This window comes from Burkholderia pyrrocinia (assembly GCF_018417535.1).
Lineage (GTDB): Bacteria > Pseudomonadota > Gammaproteobacteria > Burkholderiales > Burkholderiaceae > Burkholderia > Burkholderia pyrrocinia_E.
Genome location: NZ_CP070979.1, coordinates 1,236,336 through 1,254,141 on the forward strand (window position 1 = coordinate 1,236,336; position 17,806 = coordinate 1,254,141).

A 17,806-nucleotide genomic window follows, 5' to 3' on the forward strand; every position below is an offset into this window, starting at 1 on the left:
GAATGGAGTCGATCGATGCGCCCGAACGCATGGAACCGCCTATCGCAAAATATTGCGTTAACCTGTCGAATTGGTTTATAAACGGGAATGATTCGCATTTTCTTTCTCGTCTCCCGCCTTTAAAGCCAAAGGGGTTGTTCCATGTCCGCCGCCCAACTCGCCGTGTATCAGGATGTGCAGGCTCTTTATCGCGACCACCATGGCTGGTTGCAGGGCTGGCTGCGCAGGCGACTGGGTAACGCTTTCGATGCGGCGGACCTTGCCCAGGACGCATTTCTTCGTCTGATCCTCAAGTCGGTGCCGAAGCGCTTCGACAGTGATGCCGAGGCGCGGGCCTACCTGCGCGCGATGGCGCAGGGCATGTGTATTGACCTGTTCCGCCGCCGACAGGTCGAGCAGGCGTGGCTCGATGCGCTCGCCGCGCAGCCGGAGCCCTGCGAGCCTTCGCCCGAATCCCGTGCGATCGTCATCGAGACGCTGATGGAAATCGGCGCGCTCGTCAGCGGGCTGTCGGACAAAGCGAGGGACGCGTTCGTCATGGCGCAGATTCACGGTCTGTCCACTCGCGAGATCGCCAGCGAACTCGGCGTCTCGGATCGAATGGTGCAGAAGTATCTCGCTCAGGCGATGCTGCAGCTGACCTTGCTCGACGCCGGCATCAACCACTGACCGATGGCCGCCTCGTCGTCTTCATCCACCGTGGAGCCCGGTGCCCAGGCCGATTTCGAAAGCCTCGAGCAAGCCGCCAACTGGTTTGCGCTGCTGCATGCCGATGGCGGGAGCAGCGAGCATCGCAGCGCCTGGGCGGCGTGGCTGGCGGAGCGGCCGGAACATCGGCGAGCGTGGGCGCATGTCGAAGCGGTCAGCCGTCGATTCGAGCCGCTGAGGAGCGAGAGCCAGGGCGAGCGCGACGCTGCCGCTGCAGCCGTGCACGTTTCCGCGACACGTTCGGCGAGTCGGCGCCACGTGTTGGGCAGTCTCGCGGCGCTGGCCGGAACCGGTCTCGCCGGCTGGTTCGCATGGCGTTTCACGCCGCTGCCGGCTCGCGTCATGGCATGGCGGTCGGATTACCGCACCGGTGTCGGCGAGCGGCGGGATGTGCAGCTCGCCGACGGCACGCGAGTCTGGTTGAACACCAACAGTGCATTCGACGTTCATTACGACGATACCCGGCGAGTCCTGACGCTGACGATGGGCGAAATGCTCATCGATACGGCCAGGGACAGTCACGGGCGTCCGTTCTTCGTCGACACGCCGAATGGCCGGATGCAGGCGCTGGGCACCCGGTTCACCGTAAGGCAATCCGGAACGCACACGCTGCTGGCCGTATTCGACGGCCGTGTCGAGATTCGCAACCTGGCCGGACACGTCGAAATCGTGCCGGCCGGTCGGCAGCGGCAGTTCACGGCGGATGCGATCTACGCGCCCGAACGGGTCGATCCCGCACGCGAAACGTGGTCGCGCGGCGTGATCCTGGCCGACGACGTCACGCTCGACGCGCTGATCGCCGAACTGGACCGTTATCAGCACGGGCACATCGGCGTCGATCCGTCGGTGGCGGGCATTCGCGTCGTCGGCCGTTTCCCTGCCGACAACCCAGGCCAGATGCTCGCGATGCTCGAACGCGACCTGCCGATCCGCGTACGTCGCACGATGCCGTGGTGGGTCACGATCGAAGCCCGGTGACGGGCGCGATACCGGTCCGGGCCTGGGCTTCGGAGGTTATCCCGCCCCGCGGCAAAAAATTTCCGATTCTGGTTCGCATTTACGGGCGTCATCCGATTAACAGATGAAAGAGGACCATTCGGAGATCAATCAGTGCTCTGAATGCCGACCCGGCGCCATGAGGCGGGGCATCTGCTCCGGGCGGACGGTGCGTGCTTCCGGACGGAAACAGGCACCGTCGCGATGGCGACAGTCGTAGCCAGCATGGCACCGCCCGAACGACCGGGCGCGGCCGCTATCAAGCCAAGGTATCCGGCTCTGTTAGACGCGCGATGGACCTCCCCTTGGTCACTTCATTCTCAAGGAATGCCGTCCATGCATTGCCCGTCGTTTTCGTCGAATCCCGATTTTTCGCGGCCCATGCGCAGCCGCGCACGGATGCGCACCGCGCACCGTCCCGCTGCGCACGCCGTGCGGTGTGCCGTTCTCGGCATCGCGCTCGCCGGGAGCGGCGCGTGGCAAGTGGCGTCCGCCCAGTCTGCCGCCGGCGCGGCGGCGCAAGCGGCCACCCGGCATTACGACGTGCCGGCCGGCCCGCTGTCTGCGTCGCTGAACCGTCTTGCCGATCAGGCCAACGTGATGCTCGGCGTGCCCGGCGACCTGACGGCCGGGAAGACCAGCGCGGGCGTCCATGGCACGTATTCGGTACAGGGTGCATTCCAGGCATTGCTGAACGGCACGGGCCTGGAGCCGGTGCAGCAGTCCGACGGCAGCTTCTCGCTGCGTCCGGCTTCTGCCGCGGCTGCAGGTGCCGAAGCCGCCGTGCTGCCGGCCATGAAGGTCCTTGGCAAGCGGATCGATGACGCGGTTCCCGACGTTTATGCCGGTGGTCAGGTGGCACAGGGCGCGAAAGTCGGCCTTCTCGGCAATCGCGACTATATGGACACGCCGTTCAGCATCTCGAGCTATACGGAAAAGCTGATCCGCGACCAGCAGTCGACCAGCGTTGCGGATCTGCTGACCACGACGGACCCGTCGGTCCGAGCGGCGATCGACAGCACCAACCGCTACGACGCGATTACGATTCGCGGGTTGCGCGTCGAGAACGGCGAGATCGCGCTCAATGGCCTGTACGGGCTCGTGCCGGCCTACCGCGTCGGCGCGGATCCGGTCGAACGGGTCGAAATCCTCAAGGGGCCGGGTGCATTGCTGAACGGGATGATGCCGCAGGGCAGCGTCGGCGGCAGCGTGAACGTCGTGACGAAGCGTGCCGACGACACGCCGCTCAACCGCCTGACCGCCGAATACGCGTCGAGCTCGGTGTTCGGCGGCCATGCCGATATCGGCAGGCGCTTCGGCCAGAACGGCGAGTTCGGCGTACGCGTCAACGCGGCCCATCGCGAAGGCGATGCGCCGATCGACGAACAGTCGCGGCGCAACACGTCGCTGTCGGTCGGGCTGGATTACCGCGGCCGCCGCCTGCGCGTGTCCGGCGACGTGATCTACCAGGAGGACTTCATGCGGGCGCCGGTGCGCGGCTACACACCGATCGCCGGCATCGCGGTGCCGGCGGCGCCGAATTCGCGGACCAATCTCGCGCAGTCGTTTTCCTATTCGAATTCCCACAGCCTGACGGCGCTCGGGCGCGCCGAGTACGATCTGTCGTCGAACGTGACGCTGTTCGGCGCGATCGGCGTGAACCGCTTCGGCTACGACAAGCTGGAAGACCCGGGCGCGACGATCATCAATGCGCGGGGTGACGCGAGGTCAACGTCGAGATACCAGTCGGGCGCATCGCATGCACTGTCGGCCGAGGCCGGTGCGCGGACGCGTTTCAAGACGGGCCCGATCGATCACCAGCTCGTCGTGAGCGGCAACTACCTGCAGCAGACGACGTGGTTCGGTCAGACCGCCTACGGCAGCTATGCGACGAACATCTACATGCCGACCCGTATCGCCGGGCCGAGTGCGCCGGTCTCGGTGTCGCCTGAAGCGCAGGACAGCGCGCAGATCCTGCGCAGCATCGGCGTTGCCGATACGCTGTCCGCCGCTGGCGGGCTTGTGCAGCTCACGGTCGGCGTGCGTCGCCAGCAGGTGAGCAGCCGCAACTTCGACACGTCCGGTGCGGAAACGTCGCACTACGACCAGGGTGCGACGACGCCGTCCGTCGCGCTCGTCGTCCGGCCGCTCGACCAGCTGTCGTTCTATGCGAACTACATCGAGGCGTTGACGCCCGGTTCGGCACCGCCGCCCGATGCGGCGAACCCGAACCAGGTGTTCGCGCCGTTCAAGTCGAAGCAATACGAGGTCGGCACCAAGGTCGATTTCGGCAAGTTCGGCGCGACGCTCGGGCTGTTCCAGATCGACGTGCCGGGCGGGATCGTCGACCCGGTCAGCAAGCTGTACAGCCTCAACGGGTTGCAGCGCAATCGCGGTCTCGAACTGTCCGGCTTCGGCGAAGTGACGCGCGGCGTGCGTTTGCTGGGCGGCGTCACGTGGCTCGATGCGCGGCTGCGCCGCACGCAGGGGGGCCTGTACGACGGCAATCATGCGCTCGGCGCGCCGTCGCTGCAGGCCACGCTCGGCGCGGAATGGGATACGCCGTTCGTGCCGGGTGTCACGCTGACGAGCCGGATGATCCATACGGGGAAGGCGTACGTGAGCCAGGACAATACGCAGCACGTGCCGAGCTGGACGCGCTTCGATCTGGGCGGTCGCTACGCGACGAAGGTCGCCGGCCGCGACGTGACGCTGCGCGCGAACGTGACGAACCTGTTCAACCGAGACTACTGGCAGGCGAACCCGACCGGGTATCTGTTCACGGGTGCGCCGCGCACGTTCTGGCTGTCGGTGTCGACCGACCTGTGATGGGCGGCACGGCCTGCCGATGGTTTGCCATTCCGATTCTCACCGCCATTTCATGAAACTTCATGGACAGTTCCGGCTCGACGCCCGGCGCATCGGCGTGCTCGCTGTGCAGCTCATCCTCACCCAGCTCGCGCTTGCGTTGTTCAACCAGTTACGCACGATGGTGACGGGCCTCGTGACGGGCACTGGCAATCCGGTCGCATTCGCGAGCGGGCGGGGCGACGCTGCACGGATCATGCGTATCGTCCGTGCGAGCTTCGCGCTGTCGACGCTCGCCGCGCTCGCGTTCTGGCTGACCGCGACCGCGACGATGCTGCTGCGCACGTTCGAGTACCGACTGGGTGCGTCGGCGAAACAGGCCGGAGCGACACGGTCATGAACGAACGGCCTGCGGCGGCGAAGCGCGTGCGTGTTTCGCGGCTGCGATCGGCTTCCGGTGGGCACGCACGTGTCGGTGCGATCATGCTTGTGCTGATCGTCGCTCTCGCTGCGATCACGCTCGCAAGCCTGTGCGCAGGCAACCTCGTGCTCGGTCCGGTCGCTGCGCTCGATGCGCTGGCCGGCGGCGACACGCCCGCCGCGCAGATCGTTCACGCGCTGCGGCTGCCTCGCCTGATCGCGGCACTGATGGTCGGCGCGAGCCTCGCGGTGGCCGGCGCGCTGATGCAAGGCATTACGCGCAATCCACTGGCCGATCCGACGCTGACGGGTGTCGTCAGCGGTGCGGCGCTCGCGGTCGTAGCGGCGACCGTGCTGGCGCCGGCCTGGTCCACCGGTACGCTTCCGTTCGTGGCGCTGGCCGGCGGCAGCATTGCGGCAACGCTCACGTTCGGGCTGGCGTGGCGCGCACGGCTGTCGCCATTGCGTCTCTCGCTGGCCGGGACGACGATAGCTGCGCTCGGCAGTGCGGGCGTCATCTCGCTGATGATCGTGGCGGGGCCGCAGGCCGGGCCGTTGTTCTACTGGCTGGCCGGCGGCTTCGCGGGCGTCGGCTGGCAACAGGTCGCGATGGTCGCGCCCTGGGCCGTCGCGGGGCTGGTTGCCGCTCTGGCAGGTGCGCGCGTGCTCGACACGCTCGCACTCGGCGACGAAGCGGCGCAGAGCGTCGGCCTCGATCTGCTGCGTTGGCGCCTGATTCTCGGCGGCATCGCGGTCGCGCTGTCGGCGTCGGGGGTCTCGATCGCGGGGCCGGTCGGCTTCGTCGGACTGTGCGTGCCGCATCTCGTACGCGTCGCGATCGGTGGCGGCTATCGGCGAACGCTGGCCGTGACGGCACTTGGCGGTGCGTTGCTTGTGTCGGCAGCGGATCTCGTCGCCCGTACGATTGCCGCGCCGCGCGAACTGCCGGTCGGCTTCCTGACCGCGCTGGTCGCGACCCCGTTGCTGATCGCGATGATTCGTCGCGATGAAGGCGCATCGTCATGACGGGCATTCCGATCCGGTCGATCCGTACGACGCGCTCATCGGGCATCGCCCGGTGGCGGATGTTTGCGCGTGGTGCAGGGTGGGCGGCGATCCTGATGCTGACGGTCGTTCTGTCGGTGCGTTTCGGTGCGGCCGATTTTCCGTTGACGTCGGCCGTGCAGGCGCTGATCCGTCGCGACGGCGCGCGCGACGTCGCCTTCGTGATGTGGGAGTTGCGCATGCCGCGCGTGCTGCTTGCGCTGATGATCGGCGCGCAACTGGCAGCGAGCGGGCTTGTGCTGCAGGCCGCGCTGCGCAACCCGCTCGCGGAACCCGGTGTGATCGGCGTGTCGTCCGGCGCGACGCTCGGCGTGATGTTGCTGCTGCTCGTCGCGAGCTTCGCGGATTCGCTCGATGGCAGCCGGCTCGACGCGTACGACATCACGTGGATGCCGCTCGTCGCGCAGGCGGGCGGCATCGGTGCGGCGCTGGGCGTCTATGCGCTGGCGTGGCGCAACGGCACGGCACCGTTCCGGCTGATTATGACAGGCGTCGCGGTTAGCGCTGCGATGTACGCGGTTGCGATGACGATACTCGCAGGCTGGGGTTCGAGCCGTATCGAGGTGCTGCTGACGTGGCTTGCCGGCAACCTCTACGCGCGTGGCTGGCAACACGTGCTGCTGCTCGCCCCGTGGACCGTGGCGACGATTGCGTTGCTGCCGGTGGTGCTGCCGGCGGTGCAGGTGCTGTCGCTCGGCGACGACGCGGCGACGAGCGTCGGCCTGGACGTCGAGCGCTGGCGTCTCGCCGCAATCGTCTATGCAGGCTTCGCGGCCGCCGGTGCGGTGGCGATCGCCGGTCCGGTCGCATTCGTCGGCCTGATCGCGCCACATCTCGCCCGGCTCGCCGCGGGCGGTTCGCTCGCGCGACAGGCGCCGTTCGCGCTCCTTTGCGGCGCGTTGATCACGGCGCTTGCGGACCTGACCGGCCGCGTCGTCGTTGCGCCGGCCGAAATTCCCGTGGGGGCGGTCACCGCGCTGTTCGGCGCGCCGCTCTTTCTTTATCTGCTGTCCCGGTCTTCACGATGACACTCGTTGCCCGCGATCTTTCGCTCGGATATGGCCCGTGCCGCATCGTCGACAATCTGTCGCTGTCTGTCGAACCCGGCCGGATCACCGTGCTGCTCGGTCCGAACGGCTCGGGCAAGAGCACGCTGCTGCGCGCGCTGGGCGGCCTGCTCGCGCCGCGCGGCGGCGATGCGTTGCTCGACGGCGTGTCGCTTCGGCAATGGCCGCGTCGCAGGCTCGCGCGGCGCATCGCGTTCCTGGCCCAAACGCAGGACATTCCGCCCGGCTTGAAGGTACAGGAGCTGGTTCGCCACGGACGGTTCGCGCACCGGAACTGGCTGCGTGGAGAAACAGACGATGATCGCGACGCGGTCGAATGGGCGCTGGAGATGACCGGTCTGGTGCCGATGCGCGATCGCCCGCTCGTTGCGCTGTCGGGCGGCGAGCGTCAGCGTGTCTGGATTGCGATGGCGCTTGCGCAGCGCGCCGACATACTCCTGCTCGACGAACCGACGACCTATCTCGACCTCGGCCACCAATTCGACGTGATGCAGACGCTGCGGCGGCTCAACGAGGAATTCGGGCTGACGCTGGTGATGTCGCTGCACGACCTGAACCAGGCGATGCGTTTCGCGGACCGGGCGATCGTGATGCGCGACGGGCGGCTGGTTGCAGATGGCGAGCCGGTGGACGTGCTGACGCCGGCGTTCATCGCGGACGTATTCCAGGTGCGCAGCGAGCGGCTGCATGGCGCGAGCGACGGCGTGCCGGTTTGCCATCCGCTCGGTTATGCCGGACCACGCCATGAGCGGGGTGTGGTCCGGCAGGACGTCGGCACCGCCGTATCGTCGATCGAAGAGGCTGGCGATGATTGACCGCAAGCGTCGCGTGCTGTCGTTGTCGTTGCCGGCTTCGCTTGCGTCGCTGCTCGCGCGGCCCGTTCGCGCGGCGGTACGACAGACGCCGTACAGCGTCGTCGACGATCGCGGCGCGACGCAGCGCTTCGATACCGCGCCGAGCCGGCTTGCTGCGATTTCGTACTTCGGTGCCGATACCGCGCTGGCGCTCGGCGTACAGCCGATCGCGTCTACGTTTCTCGTGCGAGGCCGGCGTCCGGCCTATCTTCTGGACAGGATGAATCGCGTGATCGACCTGGGGCAGCGCGCGAGTCCGAATCTGGAATTGCTGGCGAGCGCTCACGCGGATTTGATCGTCGCGATCCGCCGCTACACCGAAGCGAATGCGGTGCGGCTTCAGCAGATCGCGCCGTACCTTGCGCTCGATCTCGAGGTTGGCGAAGACAGCGATCGCGGCATCGCGCTTGTCGGGGCAGCGCTGGGTCGTGCCGAGGCCGCGGCCGCGATTAACCGGCGTTTTGCCGATGTGCTGGCGGGATTCCGCGCGCGCGCACGATTGCGCCTCGCGCCGCGCTATCTGTTCGTCTGGGGGGCGGGCGTCGCGCCGTGGGCGTTCTACGACGAGAACATGACCTGCTCGTTGCTGAATGCGCTGGGCGGCGTCAACATCGCGGGGCGCAATCCGCTGCCGTCGCATCGCGACAATACGGCGTTCCAGATGAGCCTCGAGACGTTGTTGCTCGCGAAGCCCGACACGATCTTCGTCTACGACGACAGCGGGCGACGCAGCTTCGAGACGAATTCCGTGTGGCGGCACCTGGCGTCGACGCGCCGGGTGAGGATCGTGAGCGTGGGCGATCACTGGATCGAATCGTTCGGTCCGATTGCACGGCATGCGGTGCTGGCTGAAGCGGCCGCGTTCATGCATCCGGGCTTGTTCGCGCCCCCGGACTTGCGGGAGATCGCGTCATCATATTTGAGACGTGTGGATTGACGCGCTGTGCCGGGGCGTAACGGTCGCGACGAGATCGTGCAGGTGCGTTCGCGAGTACAGACGCAAAGAGGTTCGTCAACGACCGAAGCAATCCGGGCATGCTGTCCACGGGGAGCAGGTTCGAGCTTGCCGTGCATGTGGCAGCTGGCCGGCGCGAAGGAGGGTGGTGACGCGAGGGACGCGCCGGCGGCCAGCCTCCGGAGATCATGACCGGTGGCCACGGGCCGCAACCGGCCCGTTCGACATCGCTGCCCGGATCGTCGACAATCCGCTGCGTGCACCGCGCCCACCGGCGCAAGGCAGCCCGACAGAGAATCCTCGATGACCGGCATATCCATCAGGTCCGCCAATATCGACGATGCGCAGGCGATCGCCGATTTTCACGTCAAGGTCTGGCGGCATACCTATCGGGATCTCGCACCGGCGCAAGCGCATGCCGTCCTCGACGAGCACTACCGCGGCAGGAAATGGCAGGAGAAACTGGCGTCGAACGACGGCGATCAGTTGGTGCTCGTCGCGCCGTCGGAACCGATCTTCGACGGCCGTGGCGAGATCAAATTCCTGTATGTCGATCCCGAATTCAAGCATCGCTGCATCGGCCGCACGCTGCGTGCACAACTCGCGGCGCATTTGATGCGGTGCATCACGCGAGGCACGCTCGCAGCCACGACGTGAACGCGGTCACGAGCGGCGTGTCGGTCAGCTCGTGACGCGTGACGAGATAGTACGCATGACGTGACGGCACCGTTGCGCTGAACGGCCGCACGAGCGTGCCGTCGATCAGGTCGTCGCGCACGGACAGGCTGTCGCCGAGCGCGACGCCTTGCCCGTGCACCGCGGCTTCGACGCCGATGTGCGCGTTGCCGATTTCGAGGATGCGGATGCCCGGCAGCTTGTCGGCGTTCGCCTCCGCCAGCCAGCGCATCCACGAGCCCGCATGCTCGCAGAACAGCGTGCGTCCGGCGAGATCCTGCACCTTGCGGATCGCATCGGGCCCGTTCATCAACGCCGGGCTCACGACCGGGAACAGCGCCGGATGCGCGAGCAGCTCGACGTGCCGGTTGCGCCAGTTGCCTTCCCCGTAGCGGATGCATACGTCGACGTCCGGCGAATAGATCTCGCGTTCGTCGTTCGACGGAATCACCTTCAGGTGAATCCCCGGATAGCGTTCGAGAAAATCGCCGATGTGCCGGGCGAGCCAGCGCGACGTCAGCGACAGCGGCGTCGACACGACGAGGTCGCCGACGGCGGCCGGCGAATCGAGCCTGACGGTCGCGTTCGCGATCATGTCGAACGCGGTGCCGACCGGCTCCAGCAGCGCCTCGCCTTCGGGCGTGAGCTTCACGCGGGCCTTTGATCGGACGAATAGCGCGACGCCGAGCGTGCTTTCGAGAATGCGGATCTGGTGGCTGACCGCGCTCGCGGTCACGTGCAGTTCGTCGGCGGCCGCCGACACGCTGCCGCGCCGGGCGGCGGCTTCGAACGCGCGAAGCGGGTTCAGCGGGGGCAGGCGGTTGCGCATCGGCGGGCGCGTCGGAGGCGACGGTGCTGAGAAAAATTTCATTTAAGCGGATTCAATTTCTCGCTACAACAAAAAAAATTGAATGCCTACAGTGGGGGCAATCCAACCGAGTCGAGGTCGACCGCAATGAGCCTTACCGAACCGATCGAACGCCTGTGGGGCGGCCGCTTCCAGTCGGAACCGTCCGACGCGCTGCAGAACCTGTCCCGCTCCGATCCGAGTTTCTACCGCCTCGTGCCGTACGATCTGGCGGGCTCCCGTGCGCATGCGCGCGAGTTGAACCGCGCCGGCATAGTGAACGACGACGACCTCGCGCAGTTGCTGGCCGCGATGGACGGCATCGCACGCGACTACGCGGCCGGCGCGATCGCGCCGTCGCTCGGCGACGAGGACGTGCATACCTTCCTCGAGCGCGTGCTCACGCAGCGGCTGCCGGCGCTCGGCGGCAAGCTGCGCGCCGGGCGTTCGCGCAACGACCAGGCGGCGAACGACCTGCGCCTGTACCTGCGCGACAAGGCGCGCCAGCTCGTGCGCGGCGTGCTCGAGCTGCAGCAGGCGCTGGTCGGCCAGGCGAGCCGGCACGTCGACACGGTGACCGCCGGCTTCACCCACCTGCAGCCCGCGCAGCCGATCGTGTTCGGCCATCAGTTGCTGGCGCACGCGCAGTCGCTGTATCGCGACGCCGACCGCCTGGTCGACTGGGACCGCCGCACCGCGCGCTCGCCGCTCGGCGCGGCCGCGCTGGCGGGCTCGGCGATCTGCGTGCGGCCCGAGCTGTCCGCGCAGGAGCTTGGTTACGACGCGCCGTGCGAGAACTCGATCGACGCGGTGGCTGCGCGCGATCACGTCGCCGAATTCGCGTTCGTCGCGAGCATGCTGGCCGTGAACCTGTCCCGCCTGTCGGAAGAGGTGATCCTGTGGACGTCGCGACAATTCCGCTGGGTGGAACTCGACGATGGTTATGCGACGGGCAGCTCGATCATGCCGCAGAAGAAGAACCCGGACATCGCGGAGCTCACGCGCGGCAAGGCGGGGCGCCTGATCGGCAACCTGACGGGCCTGCTCGCGACGCTGAAGTCGCTGCCGCTCGCGTACAACCGCGATCTCGCGGAAGACAAGATCGCCGCGTTCGATTCGATCGATACGCTCGAACTCGTGCTGCCGGCGATGGCGGGGATGATCCGCACGATGCGCGTGAACGTCGACGAGATGCGTCGCCAGGCGCCGCTCGGCTTCACGCTCGCGACCGAGGTCGCGGACTGGCTTGCGCTGACCGGCGTGCCGTTCAGCGAAGCGCACGAGATCACCGGCGCGCTCGTGCGCGCGTGCGAACGCGACGGCATCGAGCTCGCGGACGCCAGCGCGGAACAACTGCAGGCCGTCGACCCGCGCCTCGCGCCGGCGGTGCGCGCGCATCTGACGCTCGACGCGGCCGTCGCCGCGCGCGGCGGTGCGGGCGGCACGTCGCCCGCGCGCGTGCGCGAACAGATCGGCCGCCTGAGCGACGCGATCGAGCGCCAGGCCGCATGGGCGGCCGACTACCGGGGGCCGTCATGCTGAGCGCATCCGATTCGCGCCGTCTCGACGGCGCACCCGGGCCGGCCGGCGCCGCGGCAGACGATACCGCCGGCCTCGTGCGCGTGCGCCGGCGCTACTGGGGCCGCTATGTCGCGTCGATCGCGATCATTGCCGCGCTCGCCTACGTGGCCGCCGCGTTCGCGCGCGGACAGATCGAGTGGCGCGTCGTCGGCCAGTTCCTGACCGCACGCTCGATCCTGACGGGGCTCGGCAACACGATCGTGATGACCGTCCTCGCGATGACGCTCGGCGTCGTGCTCGGCGTCGTCACCGCGGTGATGCGGCTGTCGTCGAACCCGGTGCTCGGCGCGATCGCGCAGGGCTACATCTGGCTGTTCCGCGGCACGCCGGTGATCCTGCAACTGCTGCTGTGGTTCAACCTCGCGCTGGTGTTTCCGACGCTCGGCATCCCGGGTATCGCCGAATTCCGGACCGTCGACGTGATGACGCCGTTCCTCGCGGCGGTGCTCGGACTCGGCATCAACCAGGGCGCGTATACGTCGGAAGTCGTGCGCGCGGGGCTGCTGTCGGTCGACACCGGCCAGTACGAGGCCGCGAAATCGATCGGCATGCCGCGCCTGCAGGCGCTGCGCCGGATCATCCTGCCGCAGGCGATGCGCGTGATCGTGCCGCCGATCGGCAACGAGCTGATCGGCATGGTCAAGCTGACCTCGCTCGCGAGCGTCGTGCAGTACGCGGAGATGCTGCACAACGCGCAGAACATCTACTACGCGAACGCCCGCGTGATCGAGCTGCTGATCGTCGCGGGCATCTGGTATCTCGCGGTCGTCACCGTGCTGTCGCTCGCGCAGGCGCGCGTCGAACGGCGCTTTGCGCGCGGCGCGGGTCGCGCGGCGGGCCGCGCATGAACGACACGACCCTCAACCATCGGGAGAACGTCATGACGAACGCGGTCGTTCGCGCGGTCGACGTGTGCAAGTCGTACGGCGATTTCCAGGCGCTGCACGGCATCACGCTCGACGTCGCGCAGGGCGAAGTGCTGTGCATCATCGGGCCGTCGGGCTCGGGCAAGAGCACGTTCCTGCGCTGCATCAACCAGCTCGAGACGATCAGCGCGGGCGCGCTGTGGGTCAACGGCGAACTGGCCGGCTACCGGCGCGCGGGAGACCGGCTCCACGAACTGTCGGAGCGCCAGGTCGCGCGTCAGCGGCTGGCGACGAGCATGGTGTTCCAGCGCTTCAACCTGTTCCCGCACAAGACCGCGCTCGAGAACGTGATCGAGGGCCCCGTGCAGGTGCTCAAGCGCCGCCGCGCGCAAGCGGAGGAGGAGGCGCGCGCGCTGCTCGCGCGCGTCGGGCTCGCGCACAAATGCGACGCGTTTCCGGTCGAGCTGTCGGGCGGCCAGCAGCAGCGCGTCGCGATCGCGCGGGCGCTCGCGATGCATCCGCAGTTGATCCTGTTCGACGAGCCGACGTCGGCGCTCGATCCCGAGCTCGTCGGCGAAGTGCTGGCCGTGATGCGCGATCTCGCGAAGAGCGGGATGACGATGATCGTCGTCACGCACGAGCTCGGTTTCGCGCGCGAGGTGGCCGATCGCGTCGTGTTCATGGACGGCGGCCGGATCGTCGAGAGCGGGCCGCCCGACCAGGTGCTGTCCGCGCCGACGCACGCGCGCACGCGCGACTTCATCTCGGCCGTGATTGCGTGAACGGGCCGGGCGCCCCGACCCGCAGCGCCCGATCGATCGAGCCGTCGACCAGACCGGCGCAGCACCCCATTACTCCACCACGACAAGGCGACACCCCCATGAAAGCATCCGTCCTGACCCGCACGCTGGCCGCCGTCGCATTCGGCGCGCTCGCGCTGCATGCCTCCTTCGCGGTCGCCCAGGCCGCGGGCGCGAAGCGCACGCTGAACGTCGCGATCGTGCCGAACTATCCGCCGTTCGAATACAAGGACCCGGCGACCGACAAGCTCGCGGGCTTCGACGTCGATCTCGGCGAGGCGCTCGCCGCGAAGATGGGCGCGAAGCTGAACTGGGTCGAGACGAGCTTCGACCAGATGATGAGTGCGGTCGCGACGCAACGCGTCGACATGATCCTGTCCGGCATGACCGACCTGCCGACGCGCCGCGATGCGGTGACGTTCGTCGACTACATCGAGACGGGCCCGCAGTTCTACACGCTGAAGACGCGCGCCGGCGAGTTCGCGCAGATGAGCGCGCTGTGCGGCAAGCGCGTCGGGTCGAGCCGACGCACGTCGTTCCCGGACAACACGACCGCGTGGAGCGCGGAGAACTGCGTGAAGGCCGGCAAGCCGGCGATCGTCGTGGTCGGCACCGACGGCTCGTCGGATGCGCGCATGCAGTTGCGCCAGAACCGCATCGACGCGGCCGTGCAGGGCGGCGAGACGCTGCCGTACCAGAACGGCCTCGAGCAGAACGCTTACGCGCCGGTCGGCAAGCCGTTCCTGTCGCAATACACGGGCATCGGCGTCGCGAAGAGCAACACCGCGCTGAGCAGCGCGCTGACGACGGCGCTCAACCAGCTGATCGCGGACGGCTCGTACCATAAGCTGCTCGCGAAATGGGGGCTGCAGGAGCACGCGGTGGCGAAGGCCATGATCAACGGCACGCACTGAGCACGCGATGACGGAGCTGGCTCCCCGCTGGCCGGACGCGACGCGCGCGTGCGTCGCGCTCGCGTTCGATCTCGACGGCCCGACCGGTGACGCGATGCTGAACGGGTCGATCTGGCGCAACCCCGCGTATTTCACGCTCGGCAGCTACGGGCCGTGGCGCGCGCTCGGCCGGTTGCTCGACCTGCTCGCGGCGTTCGACCTGCCCGCGACGTTCTTCGTGCCCGCGTGGGTCGCGCGGACGTGGCCCGCACAATGCGCGGCGATCGTCGAGCGCGGCCACGAGATCGGCTACCACGGCTACCGGCACGAAGCGTTCTGGACGCTCGAGCCCGAGCGGCAACGCGAGATCATGGCGCAGTCGGCCGAGATCCTCGCACGTACGCTCGGTGTGCGGCCGGTCGGGTTCCGCACGCCGTCCGGCGACTGGAGCGCGGCGACGGTGGCCGTGCTGCGCGAAGCCGGCGTGCGCTATTCGAGCTCGATGCGCGGCGACGACCGGCCGTACCTGCTGCACGGCGACGACGGCGAGCCGCCGCTCGTCGAGATTCCCGGCCGCTGGGAGACCGACGACTATGCGTCGCTCGCGTATCACCGCAACCCCGATTATCCGGCCGGGCTCGACCGGATCGCCGGCTACGGCGCGACGCTCGACAACTGGACGCGCGAATTCGACGGCGTGTACCGGGAAGGGCTGTGCCTGACGACGCTGCTGCATCCGAAGGTCTGCGGCAAGCCCGGCCGCATCGCATTGCTCGAGGCGTGGCTCGGGCACATGCGCGCGCAGGACGGCGTATGGTTCGCGCGCTGCCGCGAAGTGGCCGACTGGTGGCTTGCGCAGCACGCGCGAGACGCGCAACCGACGCAACCGACGCAACCGACGCAACCGACGCAACCGACGCAACCGACGCAACGGAGCGGCCTGTGACGACACTCCCTTCATGGCCGGGCGGCGCGCGATGCGCGGTCGCGATCACGGTCGACTTCAACGACATTCACGGTATCCAGACACGAGAGCCGCGCATCGTCGGCCGCGAGAAATCGCTGTCGGTCTGGCGTTACGGCGCGACGCGCGGCGTCGACCGGCTGCTCGCGGCATGCGACGAATTCAGCGTGCCGACGAGCTGGTTCGTCCCGGGCATCGTTGCCGAAACGCATGCGCAAACGGTGCGCGCGATCGCCTCGGCCGGTCACGAGCTCGGCGTGAGCGGCTATCGCTGCGAGGATTTCGACGCGCTGCCGCTCGTCGCGCAGGTCGACGCGTGCCGCGCCGGGCGGGCGGTGCTCGCCGACACGATCGGACGCGACGTGCAAGGCTTTCGCTCGTTCACCGGCAACTGGGCCGACGGTTTTGCGGATTTCCTCGTTGCGGAAGGCTTCACGTGGTCGTCGTCGTGGCGCGGCGACGATCTGCCGTACGTGCATCCGCGCGGCGACGGTGGCGCGGACGGCGCGCGGCTCGTCGAGCTGCCGCTTCACTACGAACTCGAGGACGAGCCGTATTTCGAGTTCAACCTGTCGCCGGCCGTGCCGGCGGGTCAGCCGCGCATCGCGGCGTACCGCGACGTGCTCGACAACTGGCGGCGCGACGTCGACGGGTTTCGGCGTTTCGGGCTGTGCTGCGTGATGCGGCTGCATCCCGAGATCATCGGCACGGCAGGGCGGATCGACTTGCTGCGCGCGTTGCTCGCGCATCTGCGCGACGCGGGCGACGTCTGGTTCGCGACGGGGCGTGATATCGCGCGCTGGTGGCGTGCACAGGCGCCCGTCAACGCTCCGGGACATCCGGTCGACGTGTTCGCGCACTGCGTGGCGGAGGAGTCGGCACGATGACGATGAAAATCGAAACGCGCGCCACGCGGCTCGCGGCGTTCGTCGCGCAGACGGCCGCCGATGCATTGCCCGACGACGTCGTCGCGAAGGCCAAGCGTCATGTGCTCGACACGTTCGGAGCCGCGCTGGCGGGCGCGTCGGCCGTCGAGACGCGCAGTGCCCGTGCGCTGATCGGCGCCGTCGCGCATGGCGGCGCGTCGTTATGGGGCACGCGACGGACCGCGGGTGCGCGCGACGCGGCGTTCGTCAACGGGATTGCCGCGCACGCGCTCGAGCTCGACGATTCCGGCGGCTGCGATCATTCGGGTGCAGTCGTGCTGCCGGCCGTGCTCGCCGCGCTGTCGTGCGCCGGGCGCCCGGTGACGGGCCGCGAATGCGTGGCGGCGATCGTGCTCGGCTACGACGTCGGCCGTCGCGTGCTCGAAGCGGCGGGCGGCTACGCGGTTCACAACGGCGCGGGCTGGCATTCGACGCTCAGTTGCGGCGTGTTCGGTGCGGCGGCCGCGAGCGCGCGCGTGCTCGGGCTCGACGCCGCGCGCACGCGCGACGCGCTTGGCCATGCGGCGAGCTTCGCGGGCGGCCTGTGGGGTTTCATCCACGACGGATCGCAGACGAAGCGGCTGCACGCCGGGCGTGCGGCGGAGGGCGGCGTGCTCGCGGCGCTGCTCGCGCGCGAAGGCATGAGCGGCCCCGCGCACGTGTTCGACGACGTGTGGGGCGGCTTCTTCAACACGTTCGCCGCGCAATCGCATGCGCCCGACGCATTGACCGACGGCCTCGGCGCGCACTGGAAGCTGATGCGCTGCTCGATCAAGCCGCACGCATCGTGCCGCAGCGCGCATGCGGCCGTCGACGCGGCGCTGCAGCTCGCGGCCGGCCGCACCGTCGAGGCCGGCGAGATCGAGCGGGTGGTCGTGCGCGCGAGCGCGTTCGTGGCCCGCATGTGCGGCGGTCGCGACCTGTCGACGCTGTCGTCCGCGCAGATGAGCCTGCCGTACGCGGTGGCGGCGGCGCTGGCATTCGGCGACACGGGGATCGGCGTGTATCGCGCGGGCCGGCGCACCGATCCCCGCGTGACCGCGCTGCTCGCGCGCATCGCGGTCGACGTCGATCCGGCGCTCGGCGATCTCGACGAGCCGACGGTGATCCTGCATCGCACGGACGGCGGGCGGGAATCGCGCCACGTGCCGATCGCGCTCGGCGATCCGCGCAATCCGCTGTCGGACGCGGCGCTGTTGGCGAAATATCGTGCGTTGGCGGGCATGGCGCTCGACAGTGCGCAGGTCGATGCGCTGAGCGACGTGTGCCTGTCGCTGGACCGGCAGGCGGACGCGCGCGTGATGAATGACCGGCTCGCGGGCGATGCGGACGTCGCGCAGGCGATGGTCTGAATGTCGTCGTCGTGTCGAAACGGTATGGG

General features: G+C 68.4%; 17 protein-coding genes. 16 read left to right on the forward strand and 1 reads right to left on the reverse strand.

What is annotated here, in order from left to right; all coding sequences use genetic code 11:
• Positions 1–141 precede the first annotated feature (141 nt).
• From JYG32_RS38450 to JYG32_RS38490, 9 genes are all read left to right on the forward strand, one after another.
• Complete coding sequence (locus JYG32_RS38450; RefSeq protein WP_174381067.1) at positions 142–669, forward strand: sigma-70 family RNA polymerase sigma factor; 528 nt, start codon at positions 142–144, stop codon at positions 667–669.
• A gap of 3 nt (positions 670–672) precedes the next feature.
• On the forward strand, positions 673–1,686 hold the full coding sequence (locus JYG32_RS38455) for a FecR domain-containing protein (RefSeq protein WP_213267867.1): 1,014 nt from the start codon (positions 673–675) through the stop codon (positions 1,684–1,686).
• Positions 1,687–2,187: 501 nt separating this feature from the next.
• Positions 2,188–4,533, forward strand: a complete 2,346-nt coding sequence (locus JYG32_RS38460) for a TonB-dependent receptor (RefSeq protein WP_249744930.1) — start codon at positions 2,188–2,190, stop codon at positions 4,531–4,533.
• A 52-nt stretch (positions 4,534–4,585) separates the two neighbouring features.
• On the forward strand, positions 4,586–4,912 hold the full coding sequence (locus JYG32_RS38465) for a hypothetical protein (protein ID WP_249744931.1): 327 nt from the start codon (positions 4,586–4,588) through the stop codon (positions 4,910–4,912).
• A complete protein-coding gene (locus tag JYG32_RS38470; protein ID WP_249744932.1) occupies positions 4,909–5,958 on the forward strand; it encodes a FecCD family ABC transporter permease in 1,050 nt (349 codons plus the stop codon). Before JYG32_RS38465 ends, JYG32_RS38470 begins: the two co-directional genes overlap by 4 nt.
• Positions 5,955–7,025, forward strand: a complete 1,071-nt coding sequence (locus tag JYG32_RS38475) for a FecCD family ABC transporter permease (protein WP_249744933.1) — start codon at positions 5,955–5,957, stop codon at positions 7,023–7,025. The genes JYG32_RS38470 and JYG32_RS38475 overlap by 4 nt, the downstream gene beginning before the upstream one ends.
• Positions 7,022–7,879, forward strand: a complete 858-nt coding sequence (locus tag JYG32_RS38480; protein ID WP_213267868.1) for an ABC transporter ATP-binding protein — start codon at positions 7,022–7,024, stop codon at positions 7,877–7,879. Before JYG32_RS38475 ends, JYG32_RS38480 begins: the two co-directional genes overlap by 4 nt.
• Positions 7,872–8,855: an ABC transporter substrate-binding protein gene (locus JYG32_RS38485; protein ID WP_213267869.1), complete on the forward strand. Its 984-nt coding sequence runs from the start codon at positions 7,872–7,874 to the stop codon at positions 8,853–8,855. Before JYG32_RS38480 ends, JYG32_RS38485 begins: the two co-directional genes overlap by 8 nt.
• A gap of 213 nt (positions 8,856–9,068) precedes the next feature.
• Positions 9,069–9,530: a hypothetical protein gene (locus tag JYG32_RS38490; protein ID WP_249744934.1), complete on the forward strand. Its 462-nt coding sequence runs from the start codon at positions 9,069–9,071 to the stop codon at positions 9,528–9,530.
• On the opposite strand, the gene JYG32_RS38495 is transcribed toward JYG32_RS38490, so the two are convergent.
• Positions 9,499–10,377: a LysR substrate-binding domain-containing protein gene (locus JYG32_RS38495; RefSeq protein WP_213267870.1), complete on the reverse strand. Its 879-nt coding sequence runs from the start codon at positions 10,375–10,377 to the stop codon at positions 9,499–9,501. The two genes, JYG32_RS38490 and JYG32_RS38495, sit on opposite strands and share 32 nt — an antisense overlap.
• Before the next feature lie 126 nt (positions 10,378–10,503).
• Between JYG32_RS38495 and argH the strand changes: the two genes are divergently transcribed.
• From argH to JYG32_RS38530, 7 genes are all read left to right on the forward strand, one after another.
• Complete coding sequence (gene argH, locus JYG32_RS38500) at positions 10,504–11,937, forward strand: argininosuccinate lyase (protein WP_174381063.1); 1,434 nt, start codon at positions 10,504–10,506, stop codon at positions 11,935–11,937.
• The gene (locus JYG32_RS38505; protein WP_174381062.1) at positions 11,931–12,824 is read left to right on the forward strand and encodes an amino acid ABC transporter permease; all 894 of its coding nucleotides are present in this window, start codon (positions 11,931–11,933) and stop codon (positions 12,822–12,824) included. The genes argH and JYG32_RS38505 overlap by 7 nt, the downstream gene beginning before the upstream one ends.
• Positions 12,821–13,624, forward strand: coding sequence for an amino acid ABC transporter ATP-binding protein (locus tag JYG32_RS38510; protein ID WP_283842762.1), 804 nt, complete (start codon positions 12,821–12,823; stop codon positions 13,622–13,624). The genes JYG32_RS38505 and JYG32_RS38510 overlap by 4 nt, the downstream gene beginning before the upstream one ends.
• A 98-nt stretch (positions 13,625–13,722) precedes the next feature.
• Positions 13,723–14,556: an ABC transporter substrate-binding protein gene (locus JYG32_RS38515; protein WP_174381061.1), complete on the forward strand. Its 834-nt coding sequence runs from the start codon at positions 13,723–13,725 to the stop codon at positions 14,554–14,556.
• A gap of 7 nt (positions 14,557–14,563) precedes the next feature.
• Positions 14,564–15,481: a polysaccharide deacetylase family protein gene (locus JYG32_RS38520; RefSeq protein WP_213267871.1), complete on the forward strand. Its 918-nt coding sequence runs from the start codon at positions 14,564–14,566 to the stop codon at positions 15,479–15,481.
• Positions 15,478–16,386 (forward strand): polysaccharide deacetylase family protein, encoded by a 909-nt coding sequence (locus tag JYG32_RS38525; protein WP_213267872.1) that lies wholly within the window; start codon positions 15,478–15,480, stop codon positions 16,384–16,386. The genes JYG32_RS38520 and JYG32_RS38525 overlap by 4 nt, the downstream gene beginning before the upstream one ends.
• Positions 16,383–17,777 (forward strand): MmgE/PrpD family protein, encoded by a 1,395-nt coding sequence (locus JYG32_RS38530; protein WP_213267873.1) that lies wholly within the window; start codon positions 16,383–16,385, stop codon positions 17,775–17,777. The genes JYG32_RS38525 and JYG32_RS38530 overlap by 4 nt, the downstream gene beginning before the upstream one ends.
• Positions 17,778–17,806 lie beyond the last annotated feature (29 nt).

Coding starts and splice junctions, on each gene's coding strand:
- JYG32_RS38450 (WP_174381067.1), top strand. CDS start 142: ATGTCCGCCGCCCAACTCGCCGTGTATCAGGATGTGCAGGCTCTTTAT.
- JYG32_RS38455 (WP_213267867.1), top strand. CDS start 673: ATGGCCGCCTCGTCGTCTTCATCCACCGTGGAGCCCGGTGCCCAGGCC.
- JYG32_RS38465 (WP_249744931.1), top strand. CDS start 4,586: ATGAAACTTCATGGACAGTTCCGGCTCGACGCCCGGCGCATCGGCGTG.
- JYG32_RS38470 (WP_249744932.1), top strand. CDS start 4,909: ATGAACGAACGGCCTGCGGCGGCGAAGCGCGTGCGTGTTTCGCGGCTG.
- JYG32_RS38475 (WP_249744933.1), top strand. CDS start 5,955: ATGACGGGCATTCCGATCCGGTCGATCCGTACGACGCGCTCATCGGGC.
- JYG32_RS38480 (WP_213267868.1), top strand. CDS start 7,022: ATGACACTCGTTGCCCGCGATCTTTCGCTCGGATATGGCCCGTGCCGC.
- JYG32_RS38485 (WP_213267869.1), top strand. CDS start 7,872: ATGATTGACCGCAAGCGTCGCGTGCTGTCGTTGTCGTTGCCGGCTTCG.
- JYG32_RS38495 (WP_213267870.1), bottom strand. CDS start 10,377: ATGCGCAACCGCCTGCCCCCGCTGAACCCGCTTCGCGCGTTCGAAGCC.
- argH (WP_174381063.1), top strand. CDS start 10,504: ATGAGCCTTACCGAACCGATCGAACGCCTGTGGGGCGGCCGCTTCCAG.
- JYG32_RS38505 (WP_174381062.1), top strand. CDS start 11,931: ATGCTGAGCGCATCCGATTCGCGCCGTCTCGACGGCGCACCCGGGCCG.
- JYG32_RS38510 (WP_283842762.1), top strand. CDS start 12,821: ATGAACGACACGACCCTCAACCATCGGGAGAACGTCATGACGAACGCG.
- JYG32_RS38515 (WP_174381061.1), top strand. CDS start 13,723: ATGAAAGCATCCGTCCTGACCCGCACGCTGGCCGCCGTCGCATTCGGC.
- JYG32_RS38520 (WP_213267871.1), top strand. CDS start 14,564: ATGACGGAGCTGGCTCCCCGCTGGCCGGACGCGACGCGCGCGTGCGTC.
- JYG32_RS38530 (WP_213267873.1), top strand. CDS start 16,383: ATGACGATGAAAATCGAAACGCGCGCCACGCGGCTCGCGGCGTTCGTC.